Here is a 25,724-nt window from a genome sequence, read left to right as displayed (position 1 = left end):
ACGCCCTTCATGAGCGAAGAGAGCAAGCACACCTCCCTGTACACCCGGCACAAGGCGCACGGTGCGGCCTTCACCGACTTTGGCGGCTGGCAGATGCCCCTGAAGTACCGCAGCGAGCTGGAGGAACACCACACCGTGCGGAGAGCCGCGGGCCTCTTCGACCTCTCGCACATGGGAGAGGTCCTCGTCTCCGGTCCCGAGGCCGCGGCGTTCCTCAACTACGCGCTGGTGAGCAACCTCGCGGTCATCCCCGTCGGCAAGGCCAAGTATTCGCTGATCTGCAACGCCGAGGGCGGGGTGATCGACGACCTCATCACCTACCGGCTCGCCGAGGACGCCTTCCTCGTGGTTCCCAACGCCTCGAACGCCCCCGTGGTCGCGGAGGAACTGCGCGTCCGGGCCGCCGGATTCGACACCGTCGTGGAGGACCAGTCCGAGACCACGGCGCTGGTCGCCGTGCAGGGGCCTGCCGCGGAGGCCGTACTCCTCGACCTCGCGCGTCCGGAAGACGCTGGAACCATCCGAGAACTGAAGTACTACGCCGCGGTGCGGGTGGAACTTTCCGGGCTCCCCGTGCTGCTGGCCCGCACGGGCTACACGGGCGAGGACGGTTTCGAGCTCTTTCTCGGCAGCGACGTCGCTGGGCGCCTGTGGGATGCGGCCCTGCAGGCCGGCGAGGTCCACGGGCTCCTGCCGTGTGGCCTCGCGGCCCGCGACTCCCTTCGGCTGGAGGCCGGTATGCCCCTCTACGGGCACGAACTCGGCCTCGAGACGAATCCCTTCGAGGCGGGCCTCGGTCCCGTGGTCAACACCAAGAAGACCGACGACTTCGTCGGGCGCTCGGTGCTCGAGCCGCTGAAGGCGGTAGAGCCCACGCGGCGACTCGTCGGCCTTCGCGCCGTCGGCCGCCGCTCGGCGCGCGCCGGGTACGACGTCGTCGTGGACGGCGTGCCCGTGGGCACCGTGACGTCGGGCCTCCCCAGCCCCACGCTGGGCTACCCGGTAGCTCTTGCCTACGTCGAGTCCGCCCATGCCGCACTCGGCACCGAGGTGCTCGTGGACCTCCGCGGCCGGCCCGAGCCCTTCACGGTGATCCCCACGCCGTTCTACCGGCGCGAGACGCTTGCCGGGCCCGCGAAGTGACGATCAGCGCGTTCGACCTCTTCAAGATCGGGATCGGTCCCTCGAGCTCGCACACCGGCGGACCGATGACTGCGGCCTACCTCTTCACGGAGGTGCTCCGGGCCGACGGCCTGCTGGCCGACGTGCATCGCGTCCAGGTGGACCTCTTCGGTTCGCTCGGAGTAACCGGACACGGCCACGGGACGGTGAAGGCTGTGTTGCTCGGTCTCGAGGGGGACCAGCCGCACCTCATCGATCCGACCTCGGCCGATGCCCGGGTGGCTCATATCGGCGAGAGTCGCTCCCTCAACCTCGCTGCGGAGCACCGCATCACTCTCGATCCCGAAAAGGACGTGCTGCTGCACCGCCGGCAGCGCCTCGACTACCACACCAATGGCATGCGCTTCTCGGCATATACAGCCACGGGTGAATTCATGCGGAGCAGGGAATACTTCTCGGTCGGCGGAGGATTCGTGCTGGACGAGGACCAGATCGGCGCGGAGACGGCGATCCTGAAGCCCGTGCCGGTGTCCCACCCCTTCGACACGGCGGATCAGCTGCTCGACGTCTGCCGGACCATCGGCTGGTCCTTCTCCGACGTCGTCCTCGCCAACGAATTGTCCTGGCGCACGGAGGAGGAGGTGCGGGCGGGCCTGCTGGACATCTGGTCCGTCATGCAGGACACCATCCGCAGGGGAACCACCACCGGCGGAATCCTGCCCGGGGGCCTCAGCGTGCGCCGCCGGGCCGAACGCCAACGGCAGCTGCTCGAGAAGGCCGACGATCCGAACGACCGTCTCGGCACCATGGAGTGGGTGACGCTCTTCGCCCTGGCAGTCAATGAGGAGAACGCTGCGGGTGGACGCGTGGTGACCGCGCCGACCAACGGCGCCGCCGGCATCATCCCCGCGGTCCTGAAGTACTACGTGGACTTCGTGCCGGGAGCCGACGACGACGGCGTCGTGCGATTCCTCCTGGCGGCCACGGCGATCGGTTCGTTGTTCAAGAAGAACGCCTCCATCTCCGGTGCGGAGGTCGGCTGTCAGGGCGAGGTCGGCTCGGCCTGCGCCATGGCGGCAGGGGCGCTGGCCGAGGTTCTCGGCGGCACTCCCGAGCAGGTCGAGAACGCCGCGGAGATCGGGATCGAGCACAACCTCGGGCTGACGTGCGATCCCGTGGGCGGACTCGTGCAGATCCCATGCATCGAGCGGAATGCCGTCGGTGCGATGAAGGCGATCACCGCCGCTCGCATGGCCGTCCGCGGTGATGGTCAGCACCACGTCTCACTCGACGTCGCCATCAAGACGATGCGTGATACGGGTGCGGACATGATGGACAAGTACAAGGAGACCGCCCGGGGTGGGCTGGCCCTGAACGTCGTGGAGTGCTGACGCTCCGTGATTGACGTGCCTGTCCGGGTCGAGGTCATCCCCGGGAAGGACCTCGTGGAGCGTCTGCGCACCCACCTTGCGGCTCCCGCCGTCGTCACCGTCACGTGTCTGCCGCATCATGGGCCGCGCGAGGCCGTCGAGGTGGCGGTGCAGTTGGCCGATGCGGGGTACACCGTCATTCCGCACCTGGCCGCGCGCTCGATAGGGAACCGTGCCGACGTGGGCCGCTACGTGGCCCAGTGCCTGGACGCCGGCATCAGCGACGTCTTCGTCATCGGCGGCGACGCTGCGGAGGCTGCGGGCCCCTACGCCTGGAGCGGGGCGCTGATGGAGGACATCGCGGAACTGTCCGCCGGTGCGCTGGGCATGGGGATCGCCGTCTACCCGGAGGGTCATCCGGCCACCGGGGACGAGGAGTTGGCGACGGCGCTCCGTGCCAAGCAGGAGCTCGCCTCCTGGTGCGTCACGCAGCTCTGTTTTTCCCAGCAGACACTGAGGGCCTATCCCGCACGCTTGCGGCGCGACGGCGTCACCCTGCCCGTCTGGGCCGGAATTCCCGGCCCCGTCCGCATGAGCCGGCTGCTGCGCCTGGCCGGGAACATCGGGGTGGGCCAGTCCCTCGGTTTCGTCAAGCGTTCCGCCGGAGGTGCCAATACCGGGTCCGTGGTCCGGCAACTGCTCTCGTCTGCGTCCTACGATCCGGCGCCGTTGGTCGACGCGCTGGACGGCGCCGGCTACGAGGGTCTGCACGTCTACAGCTTCAACGACCTCGCGGAGCTGGCTGCGTCAGGCCTGACCGGGGCGCCCGCATAAATCCCTGTACGCAGTGTCCTGCTGGGTAGGACGACCGCTCAGGCGGTTCCACGGGAGTGCTACGTGTGGTTCAGTAGTGGCTTTCCGCGTAGCCGGGACGTATTGGCCGGAGCTGGACGTTCCTTCGCTGCATGCGCTTGCCCGGCGAGGACACCAGTGACGAGTTCAGTGAGTGAATCGGAAGGTCGGAGTCCCATGTCTTCCTCGAGTTTTTCCTGGTAGCGCTGGTAATTCCGAAGCGCTGCGGCAGGATTGCCGTGCTGCAACTGACCCTCGATGAGTATTCGGACAGCCGCCTCATACAGAGGTTCGATCTCCAAAGCCGCCTCGGCGGCCGCGCCTGCGGTTTCGCAGTGTCCTTGGTCGAGGGACTGCATGGCGATGACGGTGAAGGCGCGAAGACGCTCTTGCTGTAACCGGCCCTGTTCGAACACGACCCAGTCGTCATACCAACCGGGTAATAGCCTTGCATCGCGCAGATCACCCAACAGTGCGGCTGCACATACCTCTGAGGTCACGCTCCTGAAATCTCGAAGACGCGCTCGGACGGTGTGCAGATCCACGTCGACCCGGTCGCTCAGGGACAGCATCGGGCCGTCGTTCACGATCAGGCCCGGAAGCTGACGGGAAACCAGGTGCATGCTGACCCGTAGACTTTCCAGGGCCTTTGCGTCGGGGTACTCCGGCCACAGCAGACCGACGAGGTGACTTCGAAGGCTTGGGCCCTTCACGGCGAGCGCAGCGACAAGACGCTGCTGGCGTGTAGCGACGTGAACGATCACTCCATGCCTGTAGAGCATCCAGGTCCGCAGAAGGTGGAGTCTGAATTCTCCACAGTCGGAGTTGCCCATGGAACCTGATTCCGGTTCGTCGGAACGATGGGGTGTGCAGGAACTACGATCCTCACCCCGCTGGACGGTGTCAACGGGACCTCGCACTATTTCGCCCCGCTCATTTCTCTGGACTCCTTCAACCTCTGTATCAGCTCGAATCGACTCGGCTGCCGTCCGCAGCGATGGCGACCGCCCGGCGACCGGCTGCGACCGCTCGCCGCCTCGTCGTGGGAGATGCGGGTGGTAACGGCGCAGTAACGCCGCGGTAACGCCAACGGCGGTGCAATGGAACCTCGGCGCCCGTCTCGGTCGTCCGGGCCCGCCGCCAGGGTAGCTGCGAGATACAGCTGCTCCATGGTCGTGGGCGGCAGCACCTTCCACCTGGGAAAGCAGGAATTGTCGATGTCACCTCAACCCCCGGCCGCGGAACCCGGCCCCCATACCGCCGGCGGGCGCCGTCGCACGGCAACGCTCGCGGCGCTGCTGTTGTGCGTGGCCGCACTTCCGGCCCCCGCCGCCGCAGCCACCGAAGTATCCCCGGGATCGGCCCAGGAGGAGTCCTCCCAGGGCGGCAATGATTTCCAGCCCGGGACACCCGGGCTGGGTGATTCCTATTTTCCGCTCGACGGCAACGGCGGCTACGACGTCGAACAGTACGAATTGGATCTGAGCTACGATCCGCTGACCGACGTGCTGGGCGGGACGGCGACCATCACCGCCGAAGCCACACAGGATCTCTCGGCCTTCAACCTGGACCTGGAGGGCCTGACCGTCCGCGAGGTGACGGTCAAGGACAGTTCGGCCGAATTCACGCACGACGCCGGCGAACTCACCGTTACTCCGCCACGGGGTATCAGGGACGGCAGTCGATTCATCACCGAGGTACGCTACGACGGCGTTCCGGAACCCCTCACCGACCAGTTCGGGCAATCCGGGTTCTTCCACACCGACGACGGCTCCCTGGTCATCGGGCAGCCGCACGTGGCAGCGACCTGGTTCCCGGTCAATGACCATCCGCTGGACAAGGCCTCCTACACCTTCCGGATCACCGTTCCCGAAGGGCTCGAAGTCGTGGCCAACGGGCGCCTGCGGGACGAACGGACCCGGGACGGCCTCACGACCTGGACCTGGGAGGCGCGCGAACCGATGGCGTCCTACCTCGCCACGGCCAGTGTCGGGGAGTGGGACTTCGATCAGTACGAGGTGGAGGGGATCAACTACCTCGACGCGCTGGACCCCGACCTCTTCGACCCGGTGGCGGAACCGCGGACCGGCACCGATTTCGCCTGGTCCCAGGCATCGGACAATTCCTACAAACGGCTCACCCGAACCATCACCGTCCCGGCCGGCGGGGCGCAACTGTCCTTCTGGCTGACCCGTGACACCGAGTCCAACTGGGACTTTGTCTTCGTGGAGGCCCGTACGGCCGGTGCCGACGACTGGACGACCCTGCCCGATGCCAACGGGCACACTTCTGAGGAGACAGGCGCGGTCTGCCCCGCGTGGCACGAACTCCATCCGTTCCTGACGCATTATCAGACGGACAACGGTGCAGGCGGTTGCACGGCGGCGGGCAGTTCCGGCGCATGGCGGGCTGCCAGCGGTGCCAGCGACGGCTGGGAACAGTGGTCGGTCGACCTGGCCGGCTTCGCCGGCAAGAACGTCGAAGTGTCCATCAGCTACGTGGGTATCACTTCGCGCCCCGGCGTGTTCGTCGACGATGTGGTGGTCTCCTCGGGCGAGGGCAGCACCTCCTTCGAGAAGGACGACAATACCCTGGACGGGTGGACCGTACCCGGTCCGCCTGCGGGTAGCCCGGGCAACGAGAACGACTGGATCGTGACGGCCGATTCTCCCCCGGGCATCGGTGAGAACGTGCGGGCCTCCTTCGCCAGACAGCCGGAGATCATCGAGTTCCTCGAAGGCTACTTCGGCCGGTATCCGTTCCGGGACGCCGGCGGGATCGTGGACGACTTCCGGGGGCTGGGCTTCGCTCTGGAGAACCAGACGCGGCCCATCTACGCCAGGGATTTCTTCACCGACCAGCAACTGGGCGATTCCGTGGTGGTGCACGAGCTGGCGCACCAGTGGGTGGGCAACAGTGTCTCCGTTGAGGACTGGCGACATATCTGGCTCAACGAGGGAAGCACCACTTTCACCGAATGGCTGTGGAGTGAACGCGAAGGCCTGGGAACCGTACAGGAGATCTTTGATTCCTTTGCCTCGATTCCTGCTGACAGTCCGTTCTGGAGCGTCAGGATCGGCGATCCTGGGGCCGACGCACTCTTCGACTACGCGGTCTACGCCCGGGGCGCCATGACCATGCACGCGCTGCAGCAAGCGGTCGGCGACAAGGATTTCTTCCGTATCCTGCGCGAGTGGGCGCAACTCAACGCCGGCGGCAACGTGTCCACGGACGAGTTCATAACCCTCGCCGAGGAAATCTCGGGCGAGGAACTGAGCCCGCTCTTCGACGAATGGCTGTTTAGCGGCGAAAAGCCGGCCGGTCTGGTGGCGGCGGAGGCGCGCAGCGCGGCACCCGGCACCAGTGCGGCACCCGGCGTCAACGATGTGCCACCGGCCGTCCGGAGCCTCGAACGCAGGACCGGCGACGGCAAGAGCCGCTGACCCAGCGGCACAGCTCCAGTGCGCAGGTAACGCCCTCGCGGAAGGGCGTTACCTGCGGTTCCTGGTTCAGGGAGCCCACCGCACTCATACCCACCCTGATCGCGCCACGTCCCCCAACCGCTTCACCAGCCATCAAGATGCGGGCCCTCCCGGTCAGGTGGAGAAATGCGTCCGGGCCGGTTCCGCGGAGATACCGGCGACGATCCGCTGGGCGATATCCCGCACCTTCACGTTCTGGGCGTTCGAGGCGCGGTTGAGGATGGTGTACGCCTCGGCCTGGGTGCAGCGGTTCTGGCCCATCACGATGCCGATCGCGATGTCGATGGTCGTCCTCGACTCCATGGCCGCCTTCAGGTTCGACGAGGTGTTGGCGTGCCTGGACACACGGAGCACCATCTGGAGCGCCTTGGCCGCCTGTAGGGCGAAGCCTTCCGCGAGTACCTGGGCACTGCTCGTGAAGGTCTGTGGCTTCGCGGCATAAAAGTTGAGTGCCGCCCCACCATCGGGTCCGAGGACCAGGGGAACGCCCATCATGGCGAAGAACTCGTGGCCGGCCACCACCTCGAAGTAGTCCGGCCAGCGGCCATCGGTACGGACGTCGTCGACAACCACGGTGCTGCCCGTGCTGATGGCGTGCAGGCAGGGGCCGTCGCCGAAGCCGTACTGGATCTCGTCCAGGACACGCGCCTCGTCGCTACTGCAGGCCACTGTCGTCGCCAGGTTGCGGTGGCGGTAGGTGACCCCGCACTGGACCTCGACCGAGTCACCCAGGACCCGGGAGGAGAGGCTGGCGAGGTCGTCGAGGAACTGGTCCACGCTCTCGTTGCTGAGCATGAGGTCCTGCAGTCGAGCGATCGCCGTAGCTTCGTTCTGTTCGTCGTTCACCCGGACATTTTACGGCACCTAGTTAGACTGTCTAGCAAAGATCCGCCCGGCCTACTCCTTCACCACGCGGATGGTCTTCAGGGAGGCGTCGCCCGGGTCGGGGAGCACCATCCCGGCCTCGACACCGCTTCGCAGGTACCTCACCGCGGCCTCGTTGATGCGCTCGCCTGGCAGGAAGACGGGGACACCCGGGGGATACGGCGTCGCGAGTTCCGCGACGATCCGGCCGACCGAATCCTCCACGGAGATATCCTCGACCGGTCCGAAGAAGGCATCGCGCGGCAGCATGACGGTTTCCAGATCCAGTTCGCCCTCATCGGGAATGAGGATGGGAGGGGATTCGGGAAAGTCCGGTGCTGCGTCGATCAACAGCCGGAGCCCGTCCATCAGGCGCTGGACGGTGGACTCGTCGTCGGCGATGGACATCGTGATCTCGAAACGACGGTGATCGGTGGTGCCGAAATCGAGCCGGCAGTTCTCCCGCAGCCAGTCGTGGGCCTGGTAACCGGTGATCCGCAGGCCGGACACGTCGACCAGGATGTGCATGATGTCGAGATCCTTCGAGGCCTCGTGGGAGGTGAGCTCCTCCTCGAGCACGTGCAGGCCGGGCAGTTCCTCGATCTGTTCCCGGACACGGCGCGTGAGGGCCAGGGCGCGGTCGATCATGTCGTGCCCGTCCTGGACCATCTGGCGTCGCCAGCCGTCCATCGCCGCGTAGATCAGGGTGCTCGCGCTAGTGGTCGCGAGGAAGTCCGCGCAGTGCGCGAGCCGGATCGGGTCCACGAGATCTCCCTGGAGGTGGAAGACGGAGCCCTACTCGAAGCCTGTGCCCATCTTGTGGACGCTCACGACGCAGACATCCGCACCGGCGGACATCGCCCAGGTGGGGTGTCGGAATGGAAGGGAAGCTGAGCCCCCCACGCTTCGTCGATGATCAGCGGCTTGCCGCGGTCGTGGCAGATTTTGGCGATCGCCTCGATGTCGGCGCAGGTCCCGTAGGGCGTCGGGCTCACGATGAGCGCAGCTGACGCATCAGGGTATTTCTCCCACATCGCCTCGACCTCCCGGGGAGTCGGGGGATGGGCGAGCTTCAGCTCGTTGTCCCAGCTCGGCCGGATCCACCGGGGCTGCAGACCGCCGAGCACGAGCGCTGACACCACGGACTTGTGGGCGTCGCGGCCGATCAGGATCTCGCCTTCGCCATGAGTGACGGCAAGGATGGCCGCCTTCACGGCCAGCGAGCTGCCGCAGGTGGAGAAGAACGTCATATCCGCTCCGACCGCGTCCGCCATGAGGTCCTGGGCCCGCTGGAGGTAGCCGTGGGACGTCGTCCTGTCATCGAGCCCCGAACTGGCGAGGACGTCGGACTTGAAGGTCTGCTCGCCCAGGACCTCCAGGACCCGCGGGTCCACGCCTCGTCCCTGGCGGTGTGCCGGCGGCGTGAAGCCGTAGCGGTCCACCTTCTGGTGTTCGGCCAGGGCGGTGAGGACGGGCGTCTCGTTCTGATCCATCAGATTCCCTCAATCGACTACTAAGCATACTGATCGATCAAACCTGTCAAGCAGGTCAGGGCACGTCAAGGAGGAATTGGCGCACCGCTGGCAACCCCACTGTGTAGGGCGGGTCGGGTGACAGAAGAACGGCCGTCCAGAAGGACGGCCGTTCTCGGTGCTTCGGAAGGATCAGGAGCCGTCGATCAGACGATGGCGGCTGTCGGCTTCTGCCGCTGCGGAGCGAGTTCGCCGACGATGCCGTGCAGAAGGCTGCGCAGCTCGAAGGACTCGAGGCCTTCTCCGACCATCAGGGTGCGCTCGATGTCCTCGGCCTGGGCGAGGGCGTGGGTACCGGCAGGGCTGATGGTGATCCGCTGGCTCCGGCGATCGATGCTGTCACGGATGCGGGAGATGAAGCCCTGGCGTTCGAGCTTCTCGATGGTCTTGCCGATGGTCTGCGCCTGGACGTGCACCGCGAGAGCGAGTTTTGCTCCCGTCATCGTGCCCTCGCGGGAGAGGACACCCAGCGTCGTGTAACCGGCATGAGTGATTCCGATGTTCAGCAGCCTCTCGTTCCACGCGTGGTCGACGAGACGTGCGGCAGTAGTGAGCAGGCGGCTGGTTGACCACTCTTCCAATTCGGACATGCGATGTTCCTCCAGAGGACTTGGAACACCCGGCCGGTACTGCTTACCAGCTCGGCCGGGTGTCGTGTCGTTGCAGCTGATCGGTGAAACAACGGACGGAACCAACTGTTGTACGTCTACTATGCGCCCCAATCTTCAAGTTCTACCGCCGACCCGTCCGAAGCTTGGGTCAAGGGGCGCGCTCCGGTCCTCGTGGACCGCCGGCTGAAGGCCGCGATCTCCGCCGCGACAGCGCCCGCGGCAGAGTGCTGCACGACGTGTGGCTGGCCCTCGATCTCGACCAGGGCACCGTCCTGGGCACGGTCCGCGAGTTCCCGGCACCACCGCCGGCGCGCTACCGGATCCCGTCCGCCTCGGATGATCAGCACCGGACAGCCCACGCGCTCGATGGCACGCTCCAGCGGGTATTCCATCATGGGTACCAGCTGGCGCATGTACCAGCGGAGTCCCGTCCGCACGTAGTCCGTGTACACGATCAGGTTGGCGGATGCACTCTCGCGAAACGTGTCCTGCCCGAGCGACACCGCCTGCTGCACCACGGTGCGTCGAAGCCGATCGACGACCGGCCCGATGAGAACGATCCGCTCCACGACGGCGGGTGCCTGAAGGGCGGCAGCTGTGACGAACTGCACACCCATCGAGTGCCCCACCAGAGTGCAGGAGCTGATGCCCAGTACGCCGAGCGTCCCGATGATCAGTGCTGCATGGTCCTCCACGCCGAGGTGCACGCGCGGTTGCGGGTCCCGACCGAAGCCGGGCAGGTCCAGGGAGTGCACGACGGCGTCAGCCGCCAGTGCGCCGCGCAGCCGGTCGAGATAGCGGTGGGTCATGCCGAGGCCGTGGACGAGGACGTACGGACCCCGGGGCGGCGAGGAGTCCTCCGGTCCCGGCGTGGAGTGCACGCGGACCGTGAACCCGTTCACCTGCGCGGTGGAGAGGCTGGCGGAGGGCATCCGGGAATTCTACGGTGCCAGGCGGGCCTCGGGAGAAGCCGGAAAAGTATCGCGCCTGGCCCTGCTCGGGACCGATGTATGAAATTCTTGGATCATGTCCGTTACCACGCAGCAGCGCACGGCGCTGATCGTCGAGGACGATCCGGATATCCGCGAACTGCTCTGCACCACGCTGCGCATGAACGGCTTCACCATCGTCGAGGCGTCCTCCGGACACGAAGGCCTGCTGGCCGTGAGGGAGCACCAGCCCGACCTGATCACGCTCGACCTCAACCTTCCGGACCTGGACGGCGTCGAGGTGTGTCGTCAGTGCCGGGCGGTGAGTGATGCCTACATCGTCATGGTGACCGCCCGGCAGGACGAGATCGACCGGCTGGTCGGCCTCGAAACCGGAGCGGACGACTTCCTAGGCAAGCCCTTCAGCCCACGGGAGCTCTCGGCGCGGGTGTCGGCGATGTTCCGTCGTCCCCGCACGGGCGCGGCGATGGCGGCCTCGAGCACGATGACGGGCGGACAGCCGACCGCCGGTACGACGGCGGCGCCCGAGGTCGGGGGCCGATTCGCAACCAACGAGATGCTCCGCCACGACGACCTCCTGATGGACGTCGAGGGACGCGTCGTCACCCTGGACGGCCGGGAGCTCGCGCTGACCCGTATCGAGTTCGACCTCCTCGAGACCCTCATGACCGGTTCCCAGCGCGTCTGGACGAGGGAAGCGCTGCTCAGCCGGGTGTGGGGAGATGGTTGGAGCCAGGATCACCACCTCGTCGAGGTCCACATCCGGAACCTGCGGAAGAAACTCGGAGAGGACCGGACCGCCCCCCGATTCATTCGGACCGTGCGTGGGGTGGGTTACCGGATGATGCCGGTCGACGCCCAGCGCTGAGTGCGGGCGCGCGTGCAGCCGGCTCGTTCCTGGATGGAAGACTGGAGGGGTGGCACACCTCGACATCTCCGGCATCGACTACTTCCTTTCCGACGGCAGGCAATTGCTCAACGGCGTGTCCTTCAAGGTCGGTGACGGACACAAGACGGCGCTGATCGGCCCGAACGGCACCGGCAAGACCACGCTCCTGCGTATCGTCTCCGGTGACCTGGTACCCGACGAGGGCTCGGTCAGTCACTCCGGCACCATGGGCATCATGCGGCAGTTCGTCGGCCAGGTGCGCGATGACACCACGGTCCGCGACCTGCTCGTCACCGCAGCCCCGCCGATTCTGTCCGCGGCGGCGGCGAGGATCGATGCCGCAGAACTGGCCATGATGGAAGCCGACGACGAGCCCACGCAGATGGCATACGCGCAGGCGATCGCCGACTGGGGCGATGCAGGCGGCTACGAGCTGGAAACCACCTGGGACGAGGTCACCATGGCGGCGCTCGGCGTCCCCTTCGACCGGGCCCAGTACCGGGCAGCGTCGTCGCTCTCCGGCGGTGAGCAGAAGCGGCTGGTGTTGGAGGCCCTGTTCTCCGGTCCGGACCAACTCCTCCTCCTCGACGAGCCGGACAACTACCTCGACGTCCCCGGCAAGCGATGGTTGGAGGCGAAGCTCCGCGACTCGAAGAAATCCGTGCTCTTCGTCAGCCACGACCGCGAGCTCCTCGCCAACGCGGCAACGCGCATCGTCACCCTCGAGCCCGGGGCCCTCGGAGCGTCGTCGTGGACGCACGGCGGTGGGTTCAAGACCTACCTGAAGGCGCGGGAGGACCGGAACGCGCGATTCGAGGAACTGCGCAAGCGCTGGGACGAGGAGCACCTCAAGCTCAAGGAACTCGTCAACATGTACAAGAACAAGGCTGCGTTCCGCTCCGACATGGCCAACAGGTATCACGCCGCGCAGACGCGGCTCGCGAAATTCCTCGAGGCAGGGCCGCCCGAGGCAATCCCCCTCGAGCAGAACGTGTCCATGCGGCTGCAGGGCGGACGAACCGCCAAGCGCGCCGTCGTCGCCCAGAAGCTCGAGCTGACCGGCCTCATGAAGCCGTTCAGCACGGAGGTCTGGTTCGGGGACCGTGTCGGGGTGCTGGGCTCCAACGGCTCCGGCAAGTCCCACTTCCTGCGGTTGCTGGCCAGTGGCGGCTCGGATCCGGACAAGGAGCACATGCCGGTGTCCGACGTCGACATCGCGCCGGTTCCGCACGAGGGCTCCGTGAAGCTGGGCGCGCGGATCCGGCCGGGCTTCTTCGCGCAGACGCACTCGCGCGCCGACCTCCTCGGGCGCACGCTCATCGACATCCTGCACCGCGGTGACGAGCACCGGTCGGGGCTGGGCCGTGAGGCCGCCTCCGCCGTACTCGACCGCTACGGACTGGCACCGCAGGCCGAGCAGTCCTACGATTCGCTGTCCGGGGGCCAGCAGGCCCGCCTGCAGATCCTGCTGCTGGAACTCTCCGGCGCCACGCTCCTGCTGCTCGACGAGCCGACGGACAACCTGGACCTGCACTCGGCGGAGGCCCTGGAGCACGCCATCGACGCGTTCGAGGGAACGGTGATGGCCGTGACGCACGACCGCTGGTTCGCACGGAGCTTCGACCGGTTCCTCGTCTTCGGCGCAGACGGCAAGGTCTATGAGACGAAGGAACCCGTGTGGGACGAGAGCAGGGTGGTCCGGGCGCGCTGAACTGCGCTCGTCCACACGCTACCCACAGGGTTATCCACAATCGGTGGATAAGTTCGACGGGAATCACCACGCGCCGCGCCTTCCGCTGTGCGCAGTGCGTCCTTGTACAGTGAACGGCGGCGTCGACGGATGCCGGAGCCGACCGGAACGGGGGATCGATGGAGACGGGCGCGACAGAGCTATCAGCTGATGCACCGGTGTCAGCGGATGTACTCAGGGCTCCCTCGAAGGCCCGGCGTGTCAGGGCGACCGCCCTCGGTGGCGCCGGTGTCCTCATCGTCCTGATCGCGGGATTCGTCACCGTAAACGTTGTCAATACCTCTGCGTTCGGGCCCCACCGGCCGGTCGAGGCCTACCTCGATGCCCTTGTGGCGGGGGATGCCGACCTGTCCCGCACCCTCATCAGCAGCGGTGTGGGTGGCGACGAGGACGCACTCCTGTCCGACGCCGTCTACGGGGAGGCAGGGGGCCGTCTCTCCGGATACGAGGTGCAGGAGGTCTCCACCACCGACGGCACGGCTACCGTGACGGCCGATGTGGTGCAGGGAGGGTTGACCACGAGCATCGACTTCACCCTCACGCGCACCGGAAGGGCGGTGCTGCTCTTCGACGAGTGGCGACTGGACGGCCCCGAGCCAGTCCGGGACATCAGCATGGTGGTTGCCGAGGACCTTCAGGCCGTCACCGTGAACGGTGCGGAGGTGGCACTGCCCTCGGGCGGGACCGGGCCCTACGCCGGCCTGAGGTCGGTCGCCCTGCCGGCGCTTCCCGGGGACTATGTCGTCTCGCCGCCCGCGCCGTCCACCTACCAGTCCTACGGCGACGAGCAGCGGATCACGGTGTCGGTGGACGCCGACTCCGCCCTGAGCGGCGTCCTGTTCCGGGCCGAAGCGACCCCGGCCGCCGAGTCCGAGGCGATCGCCAGGGTCACCGAGAGGCTGGCCGCATGCCTCGCCAGCACGGAGCCGGCCCCGGGAGGATGCCCCAACCGGTCCTTCATGTTCGGCGATCCGGAGGACGTCAGGAGCCCTCGCTGGACACTCGACAGGGAGCCCACCTTCGTGTTCGAGGAGTCCTACGAGCCCGGCGTGTACGGTCTCAGGTCCGTCGACGCCGAGGCCACGTTCTCGTACGAGCGCAACACGGAGTTCGACCGCACCAAGCCGCCGCGGTGGGAGCGCGCGGAGGACACGCAGACCCTGCTGATCAGTGCGACGGTGACGGTGACCGGCGAGGAGCTGCAGGTGGAGCTGGACTAGGGCGTTCCGTGGAAGCGTCCCGTTTGTGGCCCGCGGCGTGTCCGCCTACGGTTGCTTAGGTGAAGCCAGCCGTCCGAGCCGCAATGTTCGCCACCTACGCCATCTTCGGGCTGAACGGTCTCGTTTTCGCGAGCTGGGCCGCACGGATCCCCGCCGCCTCGAACACCCTCGGCCTGGGCTCGGGCCAGATGGGCGCGCTCCTGCTCGTGGGCGCCATCGGTTCGGTCCTGTCCCTTCCCCTCGCCGGCATCCTCGCCGCGAGGTTCGGCACCGCCGGCACCGTCCGCATCGGTGGGGCCGCTGCTGCCATTGCGGCAGGTGCCGTGGCGATGGGCCTGGCCGCCGTGTCGGTGCCCCTGGTGGCCGTGGGCCTGTTCCTGTTCGGGTGCGGGGTAGCGCTCTGGGACGTGGGCCAGAACATCGAGGGGGCCGACGTCGAGCGCCTGGTCGGCCGGACCATCATGCCGCGATTCCATGCCGCGTTCAGCGGAGGTGCTTTCGTGGGGGCGCTGGTCGGGGCGGGTCTGTCCGCGCTGGGTGTGGGTCTCTCGGTGCACCTCGTCGCCGTCGCCGTCCTAAGCCTCACCGTCTCCTTCTGGACACCCCGCCACTTCCTGCCCGAGGCGACGTCGGCCGAATCAGGGACGGCGCACGACGGCGCCCGCGGCAGGGGGTTCGGGGCGTGGGGCGAGCCGCGCACGCTGCTGATCGGCCTCGTGGTGCTCGGGGCCGCCCTGACCGAGGGGGCTGCGAACGACTGGGTGGCCAAGGCCAGCGTCGACGGACTGGGCACCAGCGAGAGCACGGGCGCGATCATGTTCGCCGTATTCGTCGCGGCGATGACGGCGCTGCGCTTCGTGGGCGGAGGACTGATCGACCGCTTCGGTCGCGTGCGGGTGCTGCAGGCGAGCCTCGGTTCCTCCCTCGTGGGGCTCGTGGTGTTCGTGGCCGCACCGGGCGTGCCCCTCGCCGCCTTCGGAGCGATCCTCTGGGGTGCGGGTGCTGCCCTCGGTTTCCCCATGGGGATGTCGGCGGCCGCTGATGAGCCCGAGCGAGCGGCAGCGCGCGTCTCCGTCGTCTCCACCATCGGCTACACGGCATTCCTCGCAGGTCCACCCCTCATCGGTTTCCTCGGCGATGTCGTCGGTATCCGGAATGCGTTGCTCGCCGTCGGGATCGCGGTTCTCGCGTCCTTCCTGGTGGCTCCGGCAGCTCGCGAGCGGGCCGCTCTTCCCGCCACACCATTGCGGACAGCTTCTGACCAACGGCACTAGGAAAGCCCTGTCTGCGGTCCTAGCCTTTCGGCATGGCGATTATCGAGGCAGAACGTCTGAAGAAGACATATCCATCGAAGAGCGGGCCGGTCCACGCGCTGGACGGCATGGACCTCTCCGTTCCCCAGGGAACGGTCAAGGCCCTGCTCGGGCCGAATGGTGCTGGAAAGACCACCGTGGTCAAGATCCTGACCACCCTCATCCAGCCGACGGCCGGCACGGCGCACATCAACGGCATCGACGTCCTGCGGGACCCGAAGGCCGCACGCCGCATCATCGGCGTCTCCGGGCAGTACTCGGCCGTGGACGAGAACCTGACGGGGTTCGAGAACCTCGAGATGGTGGGGCGGCTCTACCACCTGGGCGCGCGTGAATCGAAGCGCCGTGCACAGGAGCTCATCGACCAGTTCGAGCTGACCGAAGCCGGCAACCGGCCGGTCAAGGGTTTCTCCGGCGGCATGCGGCGGCGGATCGACCTCGCCGGAGCCCTCGTCAACCACCCGAAGATCCTGTTCCTGGACGAGCCGACCACCGGCCTGGATCCGCGGAGCCGGCTGTCCCTGTGGGGCATCATCAAGGACCTTGTGAGGGACGGCACCACGCTGCTGCTCACCACGCAGTACCTCGAGGAAGCGGACCAGCTCTCCGACGACATCGCGGTGATCGACGGCGGCAGGACCATCGCTGAGGGGACTGCGGACCAGCTCAAGGCCCAGATCGGCGGACACCGGGCGGTGGTGTCCCTCGTCGATGCCTCCGACGCAGCTGCCGCGCGGCAGATCCTCGGCCGGCATGGCGACGGCGAACCCGTCATCGGGGACGACGGCCGCAGCATCGAGGTCGCGGTGATCGACGGACCGCGGGCACTCCAGTACATCCTGTCCGACCTCGGCGAGAGCGGCATCGACCTGCACGACGCCTGTATGCGGCGCCCCAGCCTCGATGACGTCTTCCTCACGCTGACGGGCCGCCGAACCGAGGACACCGACGAAACAGCACACCAGAAGGAGGCGGCAGCATGAGTGTCATCGCACCCGAGGGTAGGCAGCCCGAGAACCAGCAGCCCCGGTCCCACCGCCCCGCACCGCTGGAGCCGCCGGCGGATCTCGCCATGTGGTTCTCCGACGGCTGGACCGTCACCAAGCGGAACCTCACCAAGCTCAAGCGCTCGCCGGACATGCTGGTCTTCGCGATCCTCCAGCCCATCATGTTCGTGCTGCTCTTCAGCCAGATCTACGGTGGGTCCATCCAGGTGGAAGGCAGCAACTACACGCAGTACCTGATGGCCGGCATCTTCGCCCAGACCGTGATCTTCGGATCGACGTTCTCGGGTTCGGCGATGGCCCAGGACCTCAAGGACGGCATCATCGACCGCTTCCGGACGCTTCCCATGAGTTCGTCAGCTGTTCTGGTCGGTCGGACCAACAGCGACCTTGTGCTCAACACGCTCTCGGTGATCATCATGATGGGCACCGGTCTTCTCGTCGGCTGGCGGGTCAACACCTCTGTCGGCAGCGCACTCGCAGGGATCGGCCTCCTGCTGCTCTTCTCCTACTCGTTCAGCTGGGTGATGGCGCTGCTCGGGATGTCGGTGAAGTCCCCGGAGGTCATCAACAACGCGTCCTTCATGATCCTGTTCCCGTTCACGTTCATCTCGAATGCCTTCGTGCAGGCGCAGAATCTGCCGGGTCCGCTGGAGACGTTCGCCAACTGGAATCCGGTCTCCGCGCTGGTTCAGGCCGTGAGGGAGTTGTTCGGGAACACGGGGACGGTTCCCGTTCCTGACGCCTGGCCGATGCAGAACGCACTCCTGACGGTCCTGATCGGCGCCACCCTCATGCTGGTCGTCTTCGTGCCCCTCTGCGTCCGCAAGTTCGCGTCGATCAGCTCCCGCTGATGCGGGGTGGTCGTCCGAAAGAGGTACGACCCTCCCGTCCGTGATCATCCCTGGGGCCGGTGACCCGTCACCGGCCCCAGGCCTACTGTGGGTTGTACCGGGACTCCGCGCACGCGGGATCCGTGTCACCACCAGTCGAAGGAAGCACCCATGATCGAGGCACAGGCCCTATCGAAGCGGTACGGCGCGAAGGCCGCCGTCGACGCCGTCTCCTTCACCGTGCATCCGGGCAAGGTGACCGGGTTCCTCGGCCCCAATGGAGCCGGCAAGTCCACCACGATGCGCATGATCGTGGGCCTCGACCTTCCGAGTGGCGGCCGTGTGACGGTCAATGGTCGGCCCTACGCGCAGCACAGGGCGCCCCTCCGCGAAGTGGGAGCGCTGCTGGACGCCAAGGCCGTGCACACCAAGCGCTCCGCCTACAACCACCTCCGGGCCATGGCGGCGACACACGGCATCCCCAACAGCCGCGTCAAGGAGGTCATCGAACTCACCGGTCTCGGCCCCGTCGCGAAGAAGAGGGTCGGTGGGTTCTCGCTCGGCATGGGTCAGCGACTCGGCATCGCAGCAGCCCTCCTCGGCGATCCACACACCGTCATCCTCGACGAGCCGGTCAACGGCCTTGATCCTGAGGGTGTGCAGTGGGTGAGGCACCTCGCTAGGGGACTCGCCTCCGAAGGCCGTACCGTCTTCCTGTCCTCACACCTCATGTCGGAGATGGCACTGACGGCTGATCACCTCATCGTCATCGGCCGCGGTCGGATCATCGCGGACGCCCCCATCCAATCGATCATCGACGGCCAGGGCAGGGCGCGTGTGAGGGTGAGAGCCGACCGCCCCCAGGATCTGCTCGGGAGTCTCGCGGGAGAAGGAGTCACCTCACAGGTGCTGGAACCGGAGCTGATCGAGATCACCGGTGTCGATGCCCGCCGCATCGCGGAGGTCGCCCTGCGCGAGCGCGTCCTCGTGTACGAACTCACGCCGCTGCAGGTGTCCCTCGAGGATGCCTACATGCAGCTCACCCAGACCGAAGTCGAATACCACTCACACGACCTGCCTGCCGTCGGCCAGACCACGGCACCAGTGGAAGGACGCTGACCATGGCCACGTCGATCTCACCAGCCCCGGCCCAGCAGAGGCCGCGGCAACCCAGCACTACCGGCTCCGGCGTCACCTTCGGACGTGTCCTGAGGTCCGAATGGATCAAGGTCACCACCGTCCCCTCGACCGTCATCCTGATCGCCTCCACCGTCGTCGTGATGGTGGGGCTCGCGGCCCTCTTCGCCTGGTCACTGACCATCATGGCGCAGTCCATCAATGACCCGAGCGTGCCGGCCGAGTTCCAGGCCCCCACCGAAGGACCGGGCAGCGCCGCCTTCCAGGCGTTGACGACGCCGTCATCGGGGCTGGTGTTCGGACAGCTGCTCATCGCGTCGCTCGCCGTGGTCCTGATCGCCTCCGAATGGGCCACAGGGATGATCCGGTCCACGATGGTCGCGGTACCGAAACGTACCCCGGCCCTCCTGGCGAAGGCCGTCATCGTCGCAGTGGTTGCCTTCCTCGTCGGATTCGCGAGTGCGTTCCTGTCCTACCTGATCGCCCAGCTGATCCTGCAGAGCGAGAATCTCGATTTCGCGCTCACCGAGGACGGCGTCTTCGCCAGCGTCATCAACACCGGGACCTTCCTCGCGCTCGTAGCGGTGATCTCGATGTCCATCGGCATCCTGCTCCGCAATACGGCCGGAGGCGTGGTCACCGCAGTAGGTATCTTCTTCGTCCTGCCGATCATCGTGCAGCTCATCTCGGGTCTTGCCGACTGGATCCCCGACGCCGCACGCTTCCTTCCCGCGGACGCGGGAACGCAGATGGTCGCCGTCACGACTGCAGATGAGGCGCTCACCCAGTGGGAGGGTGGCCTGGTGATGGGAGCATGGGCCCTCGTGCTGCTGGTGGTAGCGCTCATCACGGCGAAGAAGCGGGACGTGTAGCGACGAAGCCACTGACGACGCTCCTTGCTCCGGCCGATGATTGACAGGCCCTTGGTGAAGGACACCGCGGAAAAAACGGCCGCGGTGTCCTTCACCGAGCTCAACGCCCGCCGGCTCGGCCCCATCCGGCGGTTCTTCCGTAGGCATCCGAGGGCGATGGACATCGTCGTGATCCTCGCGTTCCTGTTCCTGGCCTTACCCAGCGCAGTGATCCTCATCGTGGAGCAGGGAAAATGGCTCGGCCTCACAGGGGTGGTCATCTCCGCGACGGCGCTCGTCTTCCGCCGGGACCATCCGCTCCTCGTCCTGGCCGTCGTCGCCGTCCTCGACATCCCCATGAGCATCCTGACGGAGGGCACGGGCAGCAGCGGCATCGCGACGATGTTCGCGCTCTACGCCGTAGCCGTGACCTACCCGCTGCGCACGGCGCTCTTCGCGGCCGCTGCGGCGTCGACACTCTCCGTCGCCTCGCTGTTCCTCATTCCACCGGAGGCATACGAGGAGACGCCGGGGGTGATCTGGCTGCTCAGCGGATTCGTGGTTATGTTCCTGGCCGTCGCAGTCGGTGTCGGGGTGACGGTCCGCCGCGACCGCGAGCACGAAAGCGAGATGCGCGAGTGGGCCGCCCGCAACGCCGAGCTCGCCTCGGCGGGGGAACGAAACCGGATCGCGAGGGAGATGCACGACGTCGTCGCGCACTCCCTGACGGTGATGGTCGCGCTCTCCGACGGCGCTGCCGTCGTCATGAAACGCGATCCGGACCGCGCCTCCGCCGTCCTCGGCGAACTCTCTCGGACGGGACGCGCCGCCATCGCGGACATGCGGCGTGTCCTCGGGGTCCTCCGGGCGGAGGCCGCCGGCGGGTCACTCGAACCATTACCGGCGTCGAGCTCGCTGACCCAGCTCCTCGACGGATTCCGGGCGGCAGGACTGCCACTGAGAGTGACCACGAGCGGCCCGAGGCTGCCGGACGATCCAGCCTTCCAGCTGACCGTGTACCGGATCCTGCAGGAGTCGCTGACCAACGTCCTGAAGTACGGCAAGGGGGTTACGCTGGTGGACATCTCGATCGCCAGGGCAGGCCACGCCGTGTCCCTGCGGGTCGCCGACGACGGCCGGGGCGTCATGGGTCCGGTGGTGTCGCTCGGATCCGGTCAGGGCATCGCCGGCATGCGTGAGCGGGCCGCCATCTACGGTGGGGAGGTCGAGTGCGGCGTCCGCCCTTCGGGTGGCTGGATCGTCGAGGTGCAACTGACAGTCCCCGATGCCGACGGCGGAGCGGGGAACCAACGGGGGAATGAGAAGGATGACCACGCAGCACAGCACGGTGGGCACACCCATCAGGGTTCTGCTCGCTGACGACCAGCCCCTCCTGAGGATGGGCTTCAGGCTCATCCTCGAGGGCGAGCCGGACCTCGAGATCACCGGAGAGGCATCGACCGGCAGCGAGGCCGTGCGGCTGGCCGCCGAGCTGGCGCCGGATGTGGTGCTGATGGACGTGAGGATGCCGCAGGGCGACGGTATCGAGGCCACCCGTCAGATCACCGCTTCGGGCTCGAGCGCCCGCATTATCATCCTCACCACGTTCGACCTCGACGAATATGCCTTCGCGGGGCTCCAGGCGGGCGCTTCGGCCTTCCTGCTCAAGGATGTGGCCCCCGAGGAGTTGGTCCATGCCGTGAGGGTGGTGGCCAGCGGGGACGCCGTGGTCGCCCCCCGCGTCACGCAGCGGCTGCTCGAGACCTACGTCCGCTCCCTGCCGTCTGCGCATTCGACGAGGGTGCCGGATCGTCGGCTCGTGGAGTTGACGCCGCGGGAGCGCGAGGTCCTGGAGGCCATAGCGGAGGGACTGTCGAACGCCGAGCTCGCCGGCCGGTTCTTCCTGTCGGAGGCGACGATCAAGACCCACGTGCGGCGCATCCTCACGAAGCTCGATCTGCGGGACCGCGTCCAGGCCGTGGTGTACGCCTACGAGAACGGCATCGTGGTGCCGGGGCCGGCGCACTGACACTCCCCACGACCTGTGACCGGATAGAGGAAGAGCCCCGGGTAGAGGCCTGTCCTACAGGTCGTCCAGATCGGCACCCTGCGGCCTTTGAGAAGTCGCCGAACGGTACACACGCGCGATTAGGCGCACGAGGGGGCCAGGGCTGACGCTGCGGTTCCTCGGGCAGGTCGTGCAAGAGCTCGTGGCGCGTGAGCGCGCCTGGTCCGTGCTGCATCGCAGGCAGACAGCGAAGCGCCCCAGGAGAGTCGGCTCCTGGGGCGCTTCGGGGTGTTGCGATCAATCAGACGAGGCAACCGCCCAGGGCAATCGTCCCGTCGATGACGGCGATGCGGTCCAGGACCGTCTTGTACTGGGACTGCAGACCGGAGAGGACGACCTTCTGGGCGGCGACGGCGTCGCGGTTGACCTTCTTGGCGCTCTCCAAGGTCCGCAGCGTCGCGGACTCGGTGACGATCTTGGCGTCGAGAGCGCTCAGGTCAGCCTTGGCGGTGGTGAGCGCCGCCTCCGTGCCGCTGATCGTCTTGTTGATCGTGTTCAGCGAGGTCTGCAGCGGGGTGAGCTGGTTCTGCAGGGACAGGATGGTGTTCTCCGCCGCGGTGATCGCAGTGTTGACCGTTCCGAGGCTGGCGACCAGTTTGTTGACCTCACCGTCGACCCTGGTGACCTCGGTGGACTGCGCGATCACCGCGTTGTTCGCCGCAGTGAGTGTGGCCTGCAGCCCCGGCAAAGCGTCCTCAAGAGCCTTGAGCTCGCCCTGCTCGCGGAGGATGTCCGCCTTGATCGCTTCGAGATCGCCCTCTCCAGCCGCCAGCAGGTCCTCCAGACTCTTGATCTCGGCCTTCTGCGCCGTCACCGCGTTGTTGGCGTTGGTCAGCGCGGTGTTCGCGGCGGTCTGCGCCGTCTTGGCGTCGGCCAGGTCCGTGGTGGCACTGGTGAGCTGCTGGTTGGCGCCGGCAAGGCTGGTCTGCAGCCCAGGAAGCTGCTGCTGCAGGTTGCTGGACTCCTGCTGCTTGGCCGACAGCGACGAGTTCAGCGTCGCGAGCTGGCCCTGCAGCTTGGTCAGGTCACCGTTCAGAGCGTTGATCAGCGCGGTCTTGTTGGCAGCTGCCAGCTCGGCGGCGGCGATCTCGGCCTTCTTGGCGGTGATCGCGGCGTTCAGCTCCTGCTTCTTCTTGTCCGAGTTGCTCTTGAGGTCGGCGAGCTCCTTCTCGAGCGCGGCGAGCTGGGTCCGCAGCGCGGCGGCGTCGGCGACCGGCGTCTCGGTGGCGGCGGCGATCTCCTTCTGCTTCGCGAGAATCTCGGCGTTCTTGGTGGTGATGTCGCCCTGCAGCCCGGCGATCTCGGTCCGCAGCTCGGGGAGCCTGGCGTCGATGGCACCGATCTGCTGGGTGAGGGTGGTGACGCTTTGCTGGGCCAGGCGCAGGTTCTCCTCCGCCTTAACCACGGGGGCGGTCGCCGCAGCAGCGTTGGTGTCCGCGGTCTTGGCGACACCCTCAAGCCTCACCAGCTCAGTGCGGGCGTCCGCCACCTTCTTCTCTGCGGCGTCCACAACCGCTTGCGCGGCGTTGCCCTGAGCGACGACTGCGGCCAGCTCCGCGCTTGCTGCGTCGATCGCCTTCATCTGAGCGTTCACAGCGTTCTGAGCAGTCGTCGCGGCCGCGGTCAGGTTGTCCAGCTTGACCTTCGCGGCGGCCAGCTCGGCCTCGCTGGTGACGAGGCTCGCCACGACACCGGCCTTCTGGGTGGTCAACCCGGCCCGCTCGCTCTGCGCGGCGGTCAGCTGGGTCTGCAACGGAGCGATCTTGCCTTCCAGCGTGGTCTTCTGCGCCTGCAGCGTCGTCAACTCGGTGTTCGCGGCCTTGATCGCGGCGTCCAGCGTCGCCTTGTCCGACTCGAGCTTGGTCAGCGACATCGTCACGGTGTCGATCTGCCCGACGAGCGTGGCGAGCTCGGCGTCCAGCGCGGCGATCTCCTTCTCAGCCGCGGTGATCTGCGTCGTCAGGGTGTTCTGCGTGGTGACCAGCGCGGTCCGCTCGGCGGTCAGCGTCGCGATCTGCGCGGCGTTCTGACGCGCCGCGGCCTTGAGCAGGTTCGGCTGCACCATCCCGCGGTGCGCGAGCTGGTTCGTCACACCGTTGCAGATACCCGAAGGGGTGGTCTCGGCCGACGCCTGAGGGGCGAAAACCAGCATGCTGGTCAGGACTCCCGGCAGGATGACTGCGCTTGCAACGCGGCGGACAAGGACGGACTTCGCATTGATTTTGCGCAAGGAAACTCCTGGAGACCTAAGGGGAACGTGGGGGTGACCTCCAGAACCTACGGGTATTAGTTGCACGGAGACACAGTATCGGGTACGCAGTTTTTCACCTCGGTACTCGTTTTTCGCGCCTTAACTACCTGCCCGCACAATCTGGTGCAATCGGGGGAATGGAGGACCGACCGCAGTTGCGAGCCCACACTGGGATCCGCCAGGGTGCCGTCATCAGGGTCTGGTTGAATCGGGGGATGAGCACTTCAGCGCACATCCAGGACCTCGGCGCCTTTGTCGTGGCGTCCCCGTCCAGTTTTCATGCCGTGGCGGAGGCCGGGCGGCGGCTTGCCGCAGCAGGATTCAGCGAGCTGGCGGAGCAGGACGCCTGGAAGCGTGGTGCAGGTAGCTTCTACGTCATCCGTGACGGCGCGCTGATTGCCTGGACAGTGCCGAAGGCCGCCGGGCCGACAACGGGGTTCCACATCCTCGGCGCCCACACGGACTCTCCCTCGTTCAAGCTGAAGCCCAAGCCCACCACCGGGAAGTACGGGTGGCTGCAGGCCGGCGTCGAGGTCTACGGCGGGCCGCTCCTCAATTCCTGGCTCGACCGCGAACTGGCGCTCGCCGGCCGCCTGACACTGCATGACGGCACCGAACACCTCGTGGCCACGGGCCCCTTGCTCCGTTTCCCACAGCTCGCGATCCACCTCGACCGAGCAGTGAACGATGGCCTGGCGCTCGACAAGCAGCGCCACATGAATCCGGTGTGGGGGCTCGGTGACCCCGGAGACGCCGACCTCCTCGGTCTCCTTGCCGCGGGTGCGGGAGTGGACCCCTTCGACGTCGGCGGGTTCGACGTCGTCGTCGCCGACACACAGGAGCCCCGCGTCTTCGGGGCGCACGACGAGTTCCTCGCTTCCGGCCGCCTCGACAACCTCTCGTCGGTACACGCCGGCCTCACGGCGATCATCGCCGCCTCGTCGGGTAGCCCGGCGGACGGGCCGATCGCGGTCCTCGCCGCGTTCGACCACGAGGAGGTGGGCAGTGGGTCCCGGTCCGGCGCCAGCGGTCCCTTCCTCGAGGACATGCTCCTGCGGATCTCGCTCGGTCTCGGGTCCGGCGCGGAGGACCGGCTGCGCGCCCTTGCGTCGTCGTTCTGCGTGTCTGCCGATGCCGGTCATGCCGTGCACCCCAACTACGCGGAGCGGCACGACCCCGTGAACCTCCCCGTCCTCAACCGCGGGCCGCTCCTAAAGATCAACGCGAACCAGCGATACACCACGGACGCACCCGGCGCCGCCTACTGGGCCTCACTGTGCCGTTCGAGCGGAGTGCCCTACCAGGAGTTCGTCTCCAACAACGTGATGCCCTGCGGGTCGACCATCGGTCCGCTGACGGCCACGCGGCTCGGGATCCGAACGGTCGACGTCGGTACGCCGCTGCTCTCGATGCATTCGGCACGTGAACTGTGCGGGGTCGAGGACCCGGGTCACCTCACCGTGGCGACCACGGCGTTCTTCCGCGGCGACCAGTAGGACTTCTCCACAGGAGTTCGTCCCCACCGCTTCGTCCGGTAACATTGATACGTCTGTGCCACAGCCGGGCAGCGGAAGATACCGCTGACGGCGGCCGGACCAACGCTAAAGAACCTCCTGTTGCGGAAA

The 25,724-nt window shown here is 67.0% G+C and carries 22 protein-coding genes; 15 read left to right on the top strand and 7 right to left on the bottom strand.

Annotated elements, in window-relative coordinates; translation table 11 throughout:
• The first annotated feature begins 9 nt into the window (after positions 1-9).
• From gcvT to D6T63_RS14930, 3 genes are read left to right on the top strand one after another with little or no spacing between them, the layout of a single operon-like run.
• Entirely contained in the window at positions 10-1,143 is a 1,134-nt protein-coding gene (gene gcvT, locus D6T63_RS14940; RefSeq protein ID WP_120149854.1) for a glycine cleavage system aminomethyltransferase GcvT, read from the top strand.
• A complete protein-coding gene (locus D6T63_RS14935) occupies positions 1,140-2,513 on the top strand; it encodes an L-serine ammonia-lyase (protein WP_120149853.1) in 1,374 nt (457 codons plus the stop codon). The genes gcvT and D6T63_RS14935 overlap by 4 nt, the downstream gene beginning before the upstream one ends.
• A gap of 6 nt (positions 2,514-2,519) precedes the next feature.
• A complete protein-coding gene (locus tag D6T63_RS14930; RefSeq protein WP_120149852.1) occupies positions 2,520-3,326 on the top strand; it encodes a methylenetetrahydrofolate reductase in 807 nt (268 codons plus the stop codon).
• Between the two features lie 59 nt (positions 3,327-3,385).
• Here D6T63_RS14930 and D6T63_RS14925 read toward each other — a convergent pair whose 3' ends face one another.
• The gene (locus D6T63_RS14925; protein ID WP_235830779.1) at positions 3,386-4,108 is read right to left on the bottom strand and encodes an AfsR/SARP family transcriptional regulator; all 723 of its coding nucleotides are present in this window, start codon (positions 4,106-4,108) and stop codon (positions 3,386-3,388) included.
• A 453-nt stretch (positions 4,109-4,561) separates the two neighbouring features.
• Here D6T63_RS14925 and D6T63_RS19290 point away from each other — a divergent pair, with 453 nt between their 5' ends.
• Entirely contained in the window at positions 4,562-6,787 is a 2,226-nt protein-coding gene (locus D6T63_RS19290) for a M1 family metallopeptidase (RefSeq protein WP_220725948.1), read from the top strand.
• A gap of 153 nt (positions 6,788-6,940) precedes the next feature.
• On the opposite strand, the gene D6T63_RS14910 is transcribed toward D6T63_RS19290, so the two are convergent.
• From D6T63_RS14910 to D6T63_RS14895, 5 genes are all read right to left on the bottom strand, one after another.
• The gene (locus tag D6T63_RS14910; RefSeq protein ID WP_120149850.1) at positions 6,941-7,672 is read right to left on the bottom strand and encodes a GAF and ANTAR domain-containing protein; all 732 of its coding nucleotides are present in this window, start codon (positions 7,670-7,672) and stop codon (positions 6,941-6,943) included.
• A gap of 51 nt (positions 7,673-7,723) precedes the next feature.
• On the bottom strand, positions 7,724-8,455 hold the full coding sequence (locus D6T63_RS19555; RefSeq protein ID WP_220725947.1) for an Orn/Lys/Arg family decarboxylase: 732 nt from the start codon (positions 8,453-8,455) through the stop codon (positions 7,724-7,726).
• Between the two features lie 62 nt (positions 8,456-8,517).
• Entirely contained in the window at positions 8,518-9,183 is a 666-nt protein-coding gene (locus tag D6T63_RS19550; RefSeq protein WP_220725946.1) for an aminotransferase class I/II-fold pyridoxal phosphate-dependent enzyme, read from the bottom strand.
• Between the two features lie 185 nt (positions 9,184-9,368).
• Positions 9,369-9,812, bottom strand: a complete 444-nt coding sequence (locus tag D6T63_RS14900) for a MarR family winged helix-turn-helix transcriptional regulator (protein ID WP_120149849.1) — start codon at positions 9,810-9,812, stop codon at positions 9,369-9,371.
• 119 nt (positions 9,813-9,931) lie between these two features.
• The gene (locus D6T63_RS14895) at positions 9,932-10,765 is read right to left on the bottom strand and encodes an alpha/beta fold hydrolase (protein ID WP_120149848.1); all 834 of its coding nucleotides are present in this window, start codon (positions 10,763-10,765) and stop codon (positions 9,932-9,934) included.
• A 94-nt stretch (positions 10,766-10,859) separates the two neighbouring features.
• Between D6T63_RS14895 and D6T63_RS14890 the strand changes: the two genes are divergently transcribed.
• The 10 genes from D6T63_RS14890 to D6T63_RS14845 all read left to right on the top strand — a co-directional run bounded on the left by D6T63_RS14890 (position 10,860) and on the right by D6T63_RS14845 (position 21,809).
• Positions 10,860-11,651 carry a response regulator transcription factor gene (locus D6T63_RS14890; protein WP_120149847.1) on the top strand — a complete coding sequence of 264 codons (792 nt, stop codon included), beginning with the start codon at positions 10,860-10,862 and terminating at the stop codon, positions 11,649-11,651.
• A 49-nt stretch (positions 11,652-11,700) separates the two neighbouring features.
• Positions 11,701-13,383, top strand: coding sequence for an ABC-F family ATP-binding cassette domain-containing protein (locus D6T63_RS14885; RefSeq protein ID WP_120149846.1), 1,683 nt, complete (start codon positions 11,701-11,703; stop codon positions 13,381-13,383).
• Positions 13,384-13,580: 197 nt separating this feature from the next.
• On the top strand, positions 13,581-14,642 hold the full coding sequence (locus D6T63_RS14880) for a hypothetical protein (RefSeq protein WP_147394389.1): 1,062 nt from the start codon (positions 13,581-13,583) through the stop codon (positions 14,640-14,642).
• Positions 14,643-14,725: 83 nt separating this feature from the next.
• Complete coding sequence (locus D6T63_RS14875) at positions 14,726-15,916, top strand: MFS transporter (RefSeq protein ID WP_120149844.1); 1,191 nt, start codon at positions 14,726-14,728, stop codon at positions 15,914-15,916.
• Between the two features lie 32 nt (positions 15,917-15,948).
• Entirely contained in the window at positions 15,949-16,938 is a 990-nt protein-coding gene (locus D6T63_RS14870; RefSeq protein ID WP_120149843.1) for an ATP-binding cassette domain-containing protein, read from the top strand.
• A gap of 89 nt (positions 16,939-17,027) precedes the next feature.
• Positions 17,028-17,813 carry an ABC transporter permease gene (locus D6T63_RS14865; RefSeq protein ID WP_182977030.1) on the top strand — a complete coding sequence of 262 codons (786 nt, stop codon included), beginning with the start codon at positions 17,028-17,030 and terminating at the stop codon, positions 17,811-17,813.
• 150 nt (positions 17,814-17,963) lie between these two features.
• Positions 17,964-18,911 carry an ABC transporter ATP-binding protein gene (locus tag D6T63_RS14860; RefSeq protein WP_120149841.1) on the top strand — a complete coding sequence of 316 codons (948 nt, stop codon included), beginning with the start codon at positions 17,964-17,966 and terminating at the stop codon, positions 18,909-18,911.
• A gap of 2 nt (positions 18,912-18,913) precedes the next feature.
• A complete protein-coding gene (locus D6T63_RS14855) occupies positions 18,914-19,801 on the top strand; it encodes an ABC transporter permease (RefSeq protein WP_120149840.1) in 888 nt (295 codons plus the stop codon).
• A 36-nt stretch (positions 19,802-19,837) separates the two neighbouring features.
• Positions 19,838-21,160 (top strand): sensor histidine kinase, encoded by a 1,323-nt coding sequence (locus D6T63_RS14850; protein WP_120149839.1) that lies wholly within the window; start codon positions 19,838-19,840, stop codon positions 21,158-21,160.
• A complete protein-coding gene (locus tag D6T63_RS14845; RefSeq protein WP_120149838.1) occupies positions 21,108-21,809 on the top strand; it encodes a response regulator in 702 nt (233 codons plus the stop codon). The genes D6T63_RS14850 and D6T63_RS14845 overlap by 53 nt, the downstream gene beginning before the upstream one ends.
• A gap of 280 nt (positions 21,810-22,089) precedes the next feature.
• On the opposite strand, the gene D6T63_RS14840 is transcribed toward D6T63_RS14845, so the two are convergent.
• Complete coding sequence (locus D6T63_RS14840; RefSeq protein ID WP_120149837.1) at positions 22,090-24,078, bottom strand: coiled-coil domain-containing protein; 1,989 nt, start codon at positions 24,076-24,078, stop codon at positions 22,090-22,092.
• A 236-nt stretch (positions 24,079-24,314) separates the two neighbouring features.
• Between D6T63_RS14840 and D6T63_RS14835 the strand changes: the two genes are divergently transcribed.
• The gene (locus tag D6T63_RS14835; RefSeq protein WP_120149836.1) at positions 24,315-25,595 is read left to right on the top strand and encodes a M18 family aminopeptidase; all 1,281 of its coding nucleotides are present in this window, start codon (positions 24,315-24,317) and stop codon (positions 25,593-25,595) included.
• Positions 25,596-25,724 lie beyond the last annotated feature (129 nt).

The organism is Arthrobacter cheniae (assembly GCF_003602275.1).
Classification (GTDB): domain Bacteria; phylum Actinomycetota; class Actinomycetes; order Actinomycetales; family Micrococcaceae; genus Arthrobacter_D; species Arthrobacter_D cheniae.
This window is presented reverse-complemented; position numbering and strand designations above follow the sequence as displayed.

What these genes read in the sequence shown, in the direction of transcription:
- D6T63_RS14895 (WP_120149848.1), bottom strand. Translation starts at nt 10,765, where the DNA reads ATGCCCTCCGCCAGCCTCTCCACCGCGCAGGTGAACGGGTTCACGGTC.
- D6T63_RS14870 (WP_120149843.1), top strand. Translation starts at nt 15,949, where the DNA reads ATGGCGATTATCGAGGCAGAACGTCTGAAGAAGACATATCCATCGAAG.
- D6T63_RS19550 (WP_220725946.1), bottom strand. Translation starts at nt 9,183, where the DNA reads ATGGATCAGAACGAGACGCCCGTCCTCACCGCCCTGGCCGAACACCAG.
- D6T63_RS14860 (WP_120149841.1), top strand. Translation starts at nt 17,964, where the DNA reads ATGATCGAGGCACAGGCCCTATCGAAGCGGTACGGCGCGAAGGCCGCC.
- D6T63_RS14865 (WP_182977030.1), top strand. Translation starts at nt 17,028, where the DNA reads ATGTGGTTCTCCGACGGCTGGACCGTCACCAAGCGGAACCTCACCAAG.
- D6T63_RS14900 (WP_120149849.1), bottom strand. Translation starts at nt 9,812, where the DNA reads ATGTCCGAATTGGAAGAGTGGTCAACCAGCCGCCTGCTCACTACTGCC.
- gcvT (WP_120149854.1), top strand. Translation starts at nt 10, where the DNA reads ATGAGCGAAGAGAGCAAGCACACCTCCCTGTACACCCGGCACAAGGCG.
- D6T63_RS14845 (WP_120149838.1), top strand. Translation starts at nt 21,108, where the DNA reads ATGACCACGCAGCACAGCACGGTGGGCACACCCATCAGGGTTCTGCTC.
- D6T63_RS14855 (WP_120149840.1), top strand. Translation starts at nt 18,914, where the DNA reads ATGGCCACGTCGATCTCACCAGCCCCGGCCCAGCAGAGGCCGCGGCAA.
- D6T63_RS19290 (WP_220725948.1), top strand. Translation starts at nt 4,562, where the DNA reads ATGTCACCTCAACCCCCGGCCGCGGAACCCGGCCCCCATACCGCCGGC.
- D6T63_RS14850 (WP_120149839.1), top strand. Translation starts at nt 19,838, where the DNA reads ATGATTGACAGGCCCTTGGTGAAGGACACCGCGGAAAAAACGGCCGCG.
- D6T63_RS14890 (WP_120149847.1), top strand. Translation starts at nt 10,860, where the DNA reads ATGTCCGTTACCACGCAGCAGCGCACGGCGCTGATCGTCGAGGACGAT.
- D6T63_RS14875 (WP_120149844.1), top strand. Translation starts at nt 14,726, where the DNA reads ATGTTCGCCACCTACGCCATCTTCGGGCTGAACGGTCTCGTTTTCGCG.
- D6T63_RS14835 (WP_120149836.1), top strand. Translation starts at nt 24,315, where the DNA reads ATGAGCACTTCAGCGCACATCCAGGACCTCGGCGCCTTTGTCGTGGCG.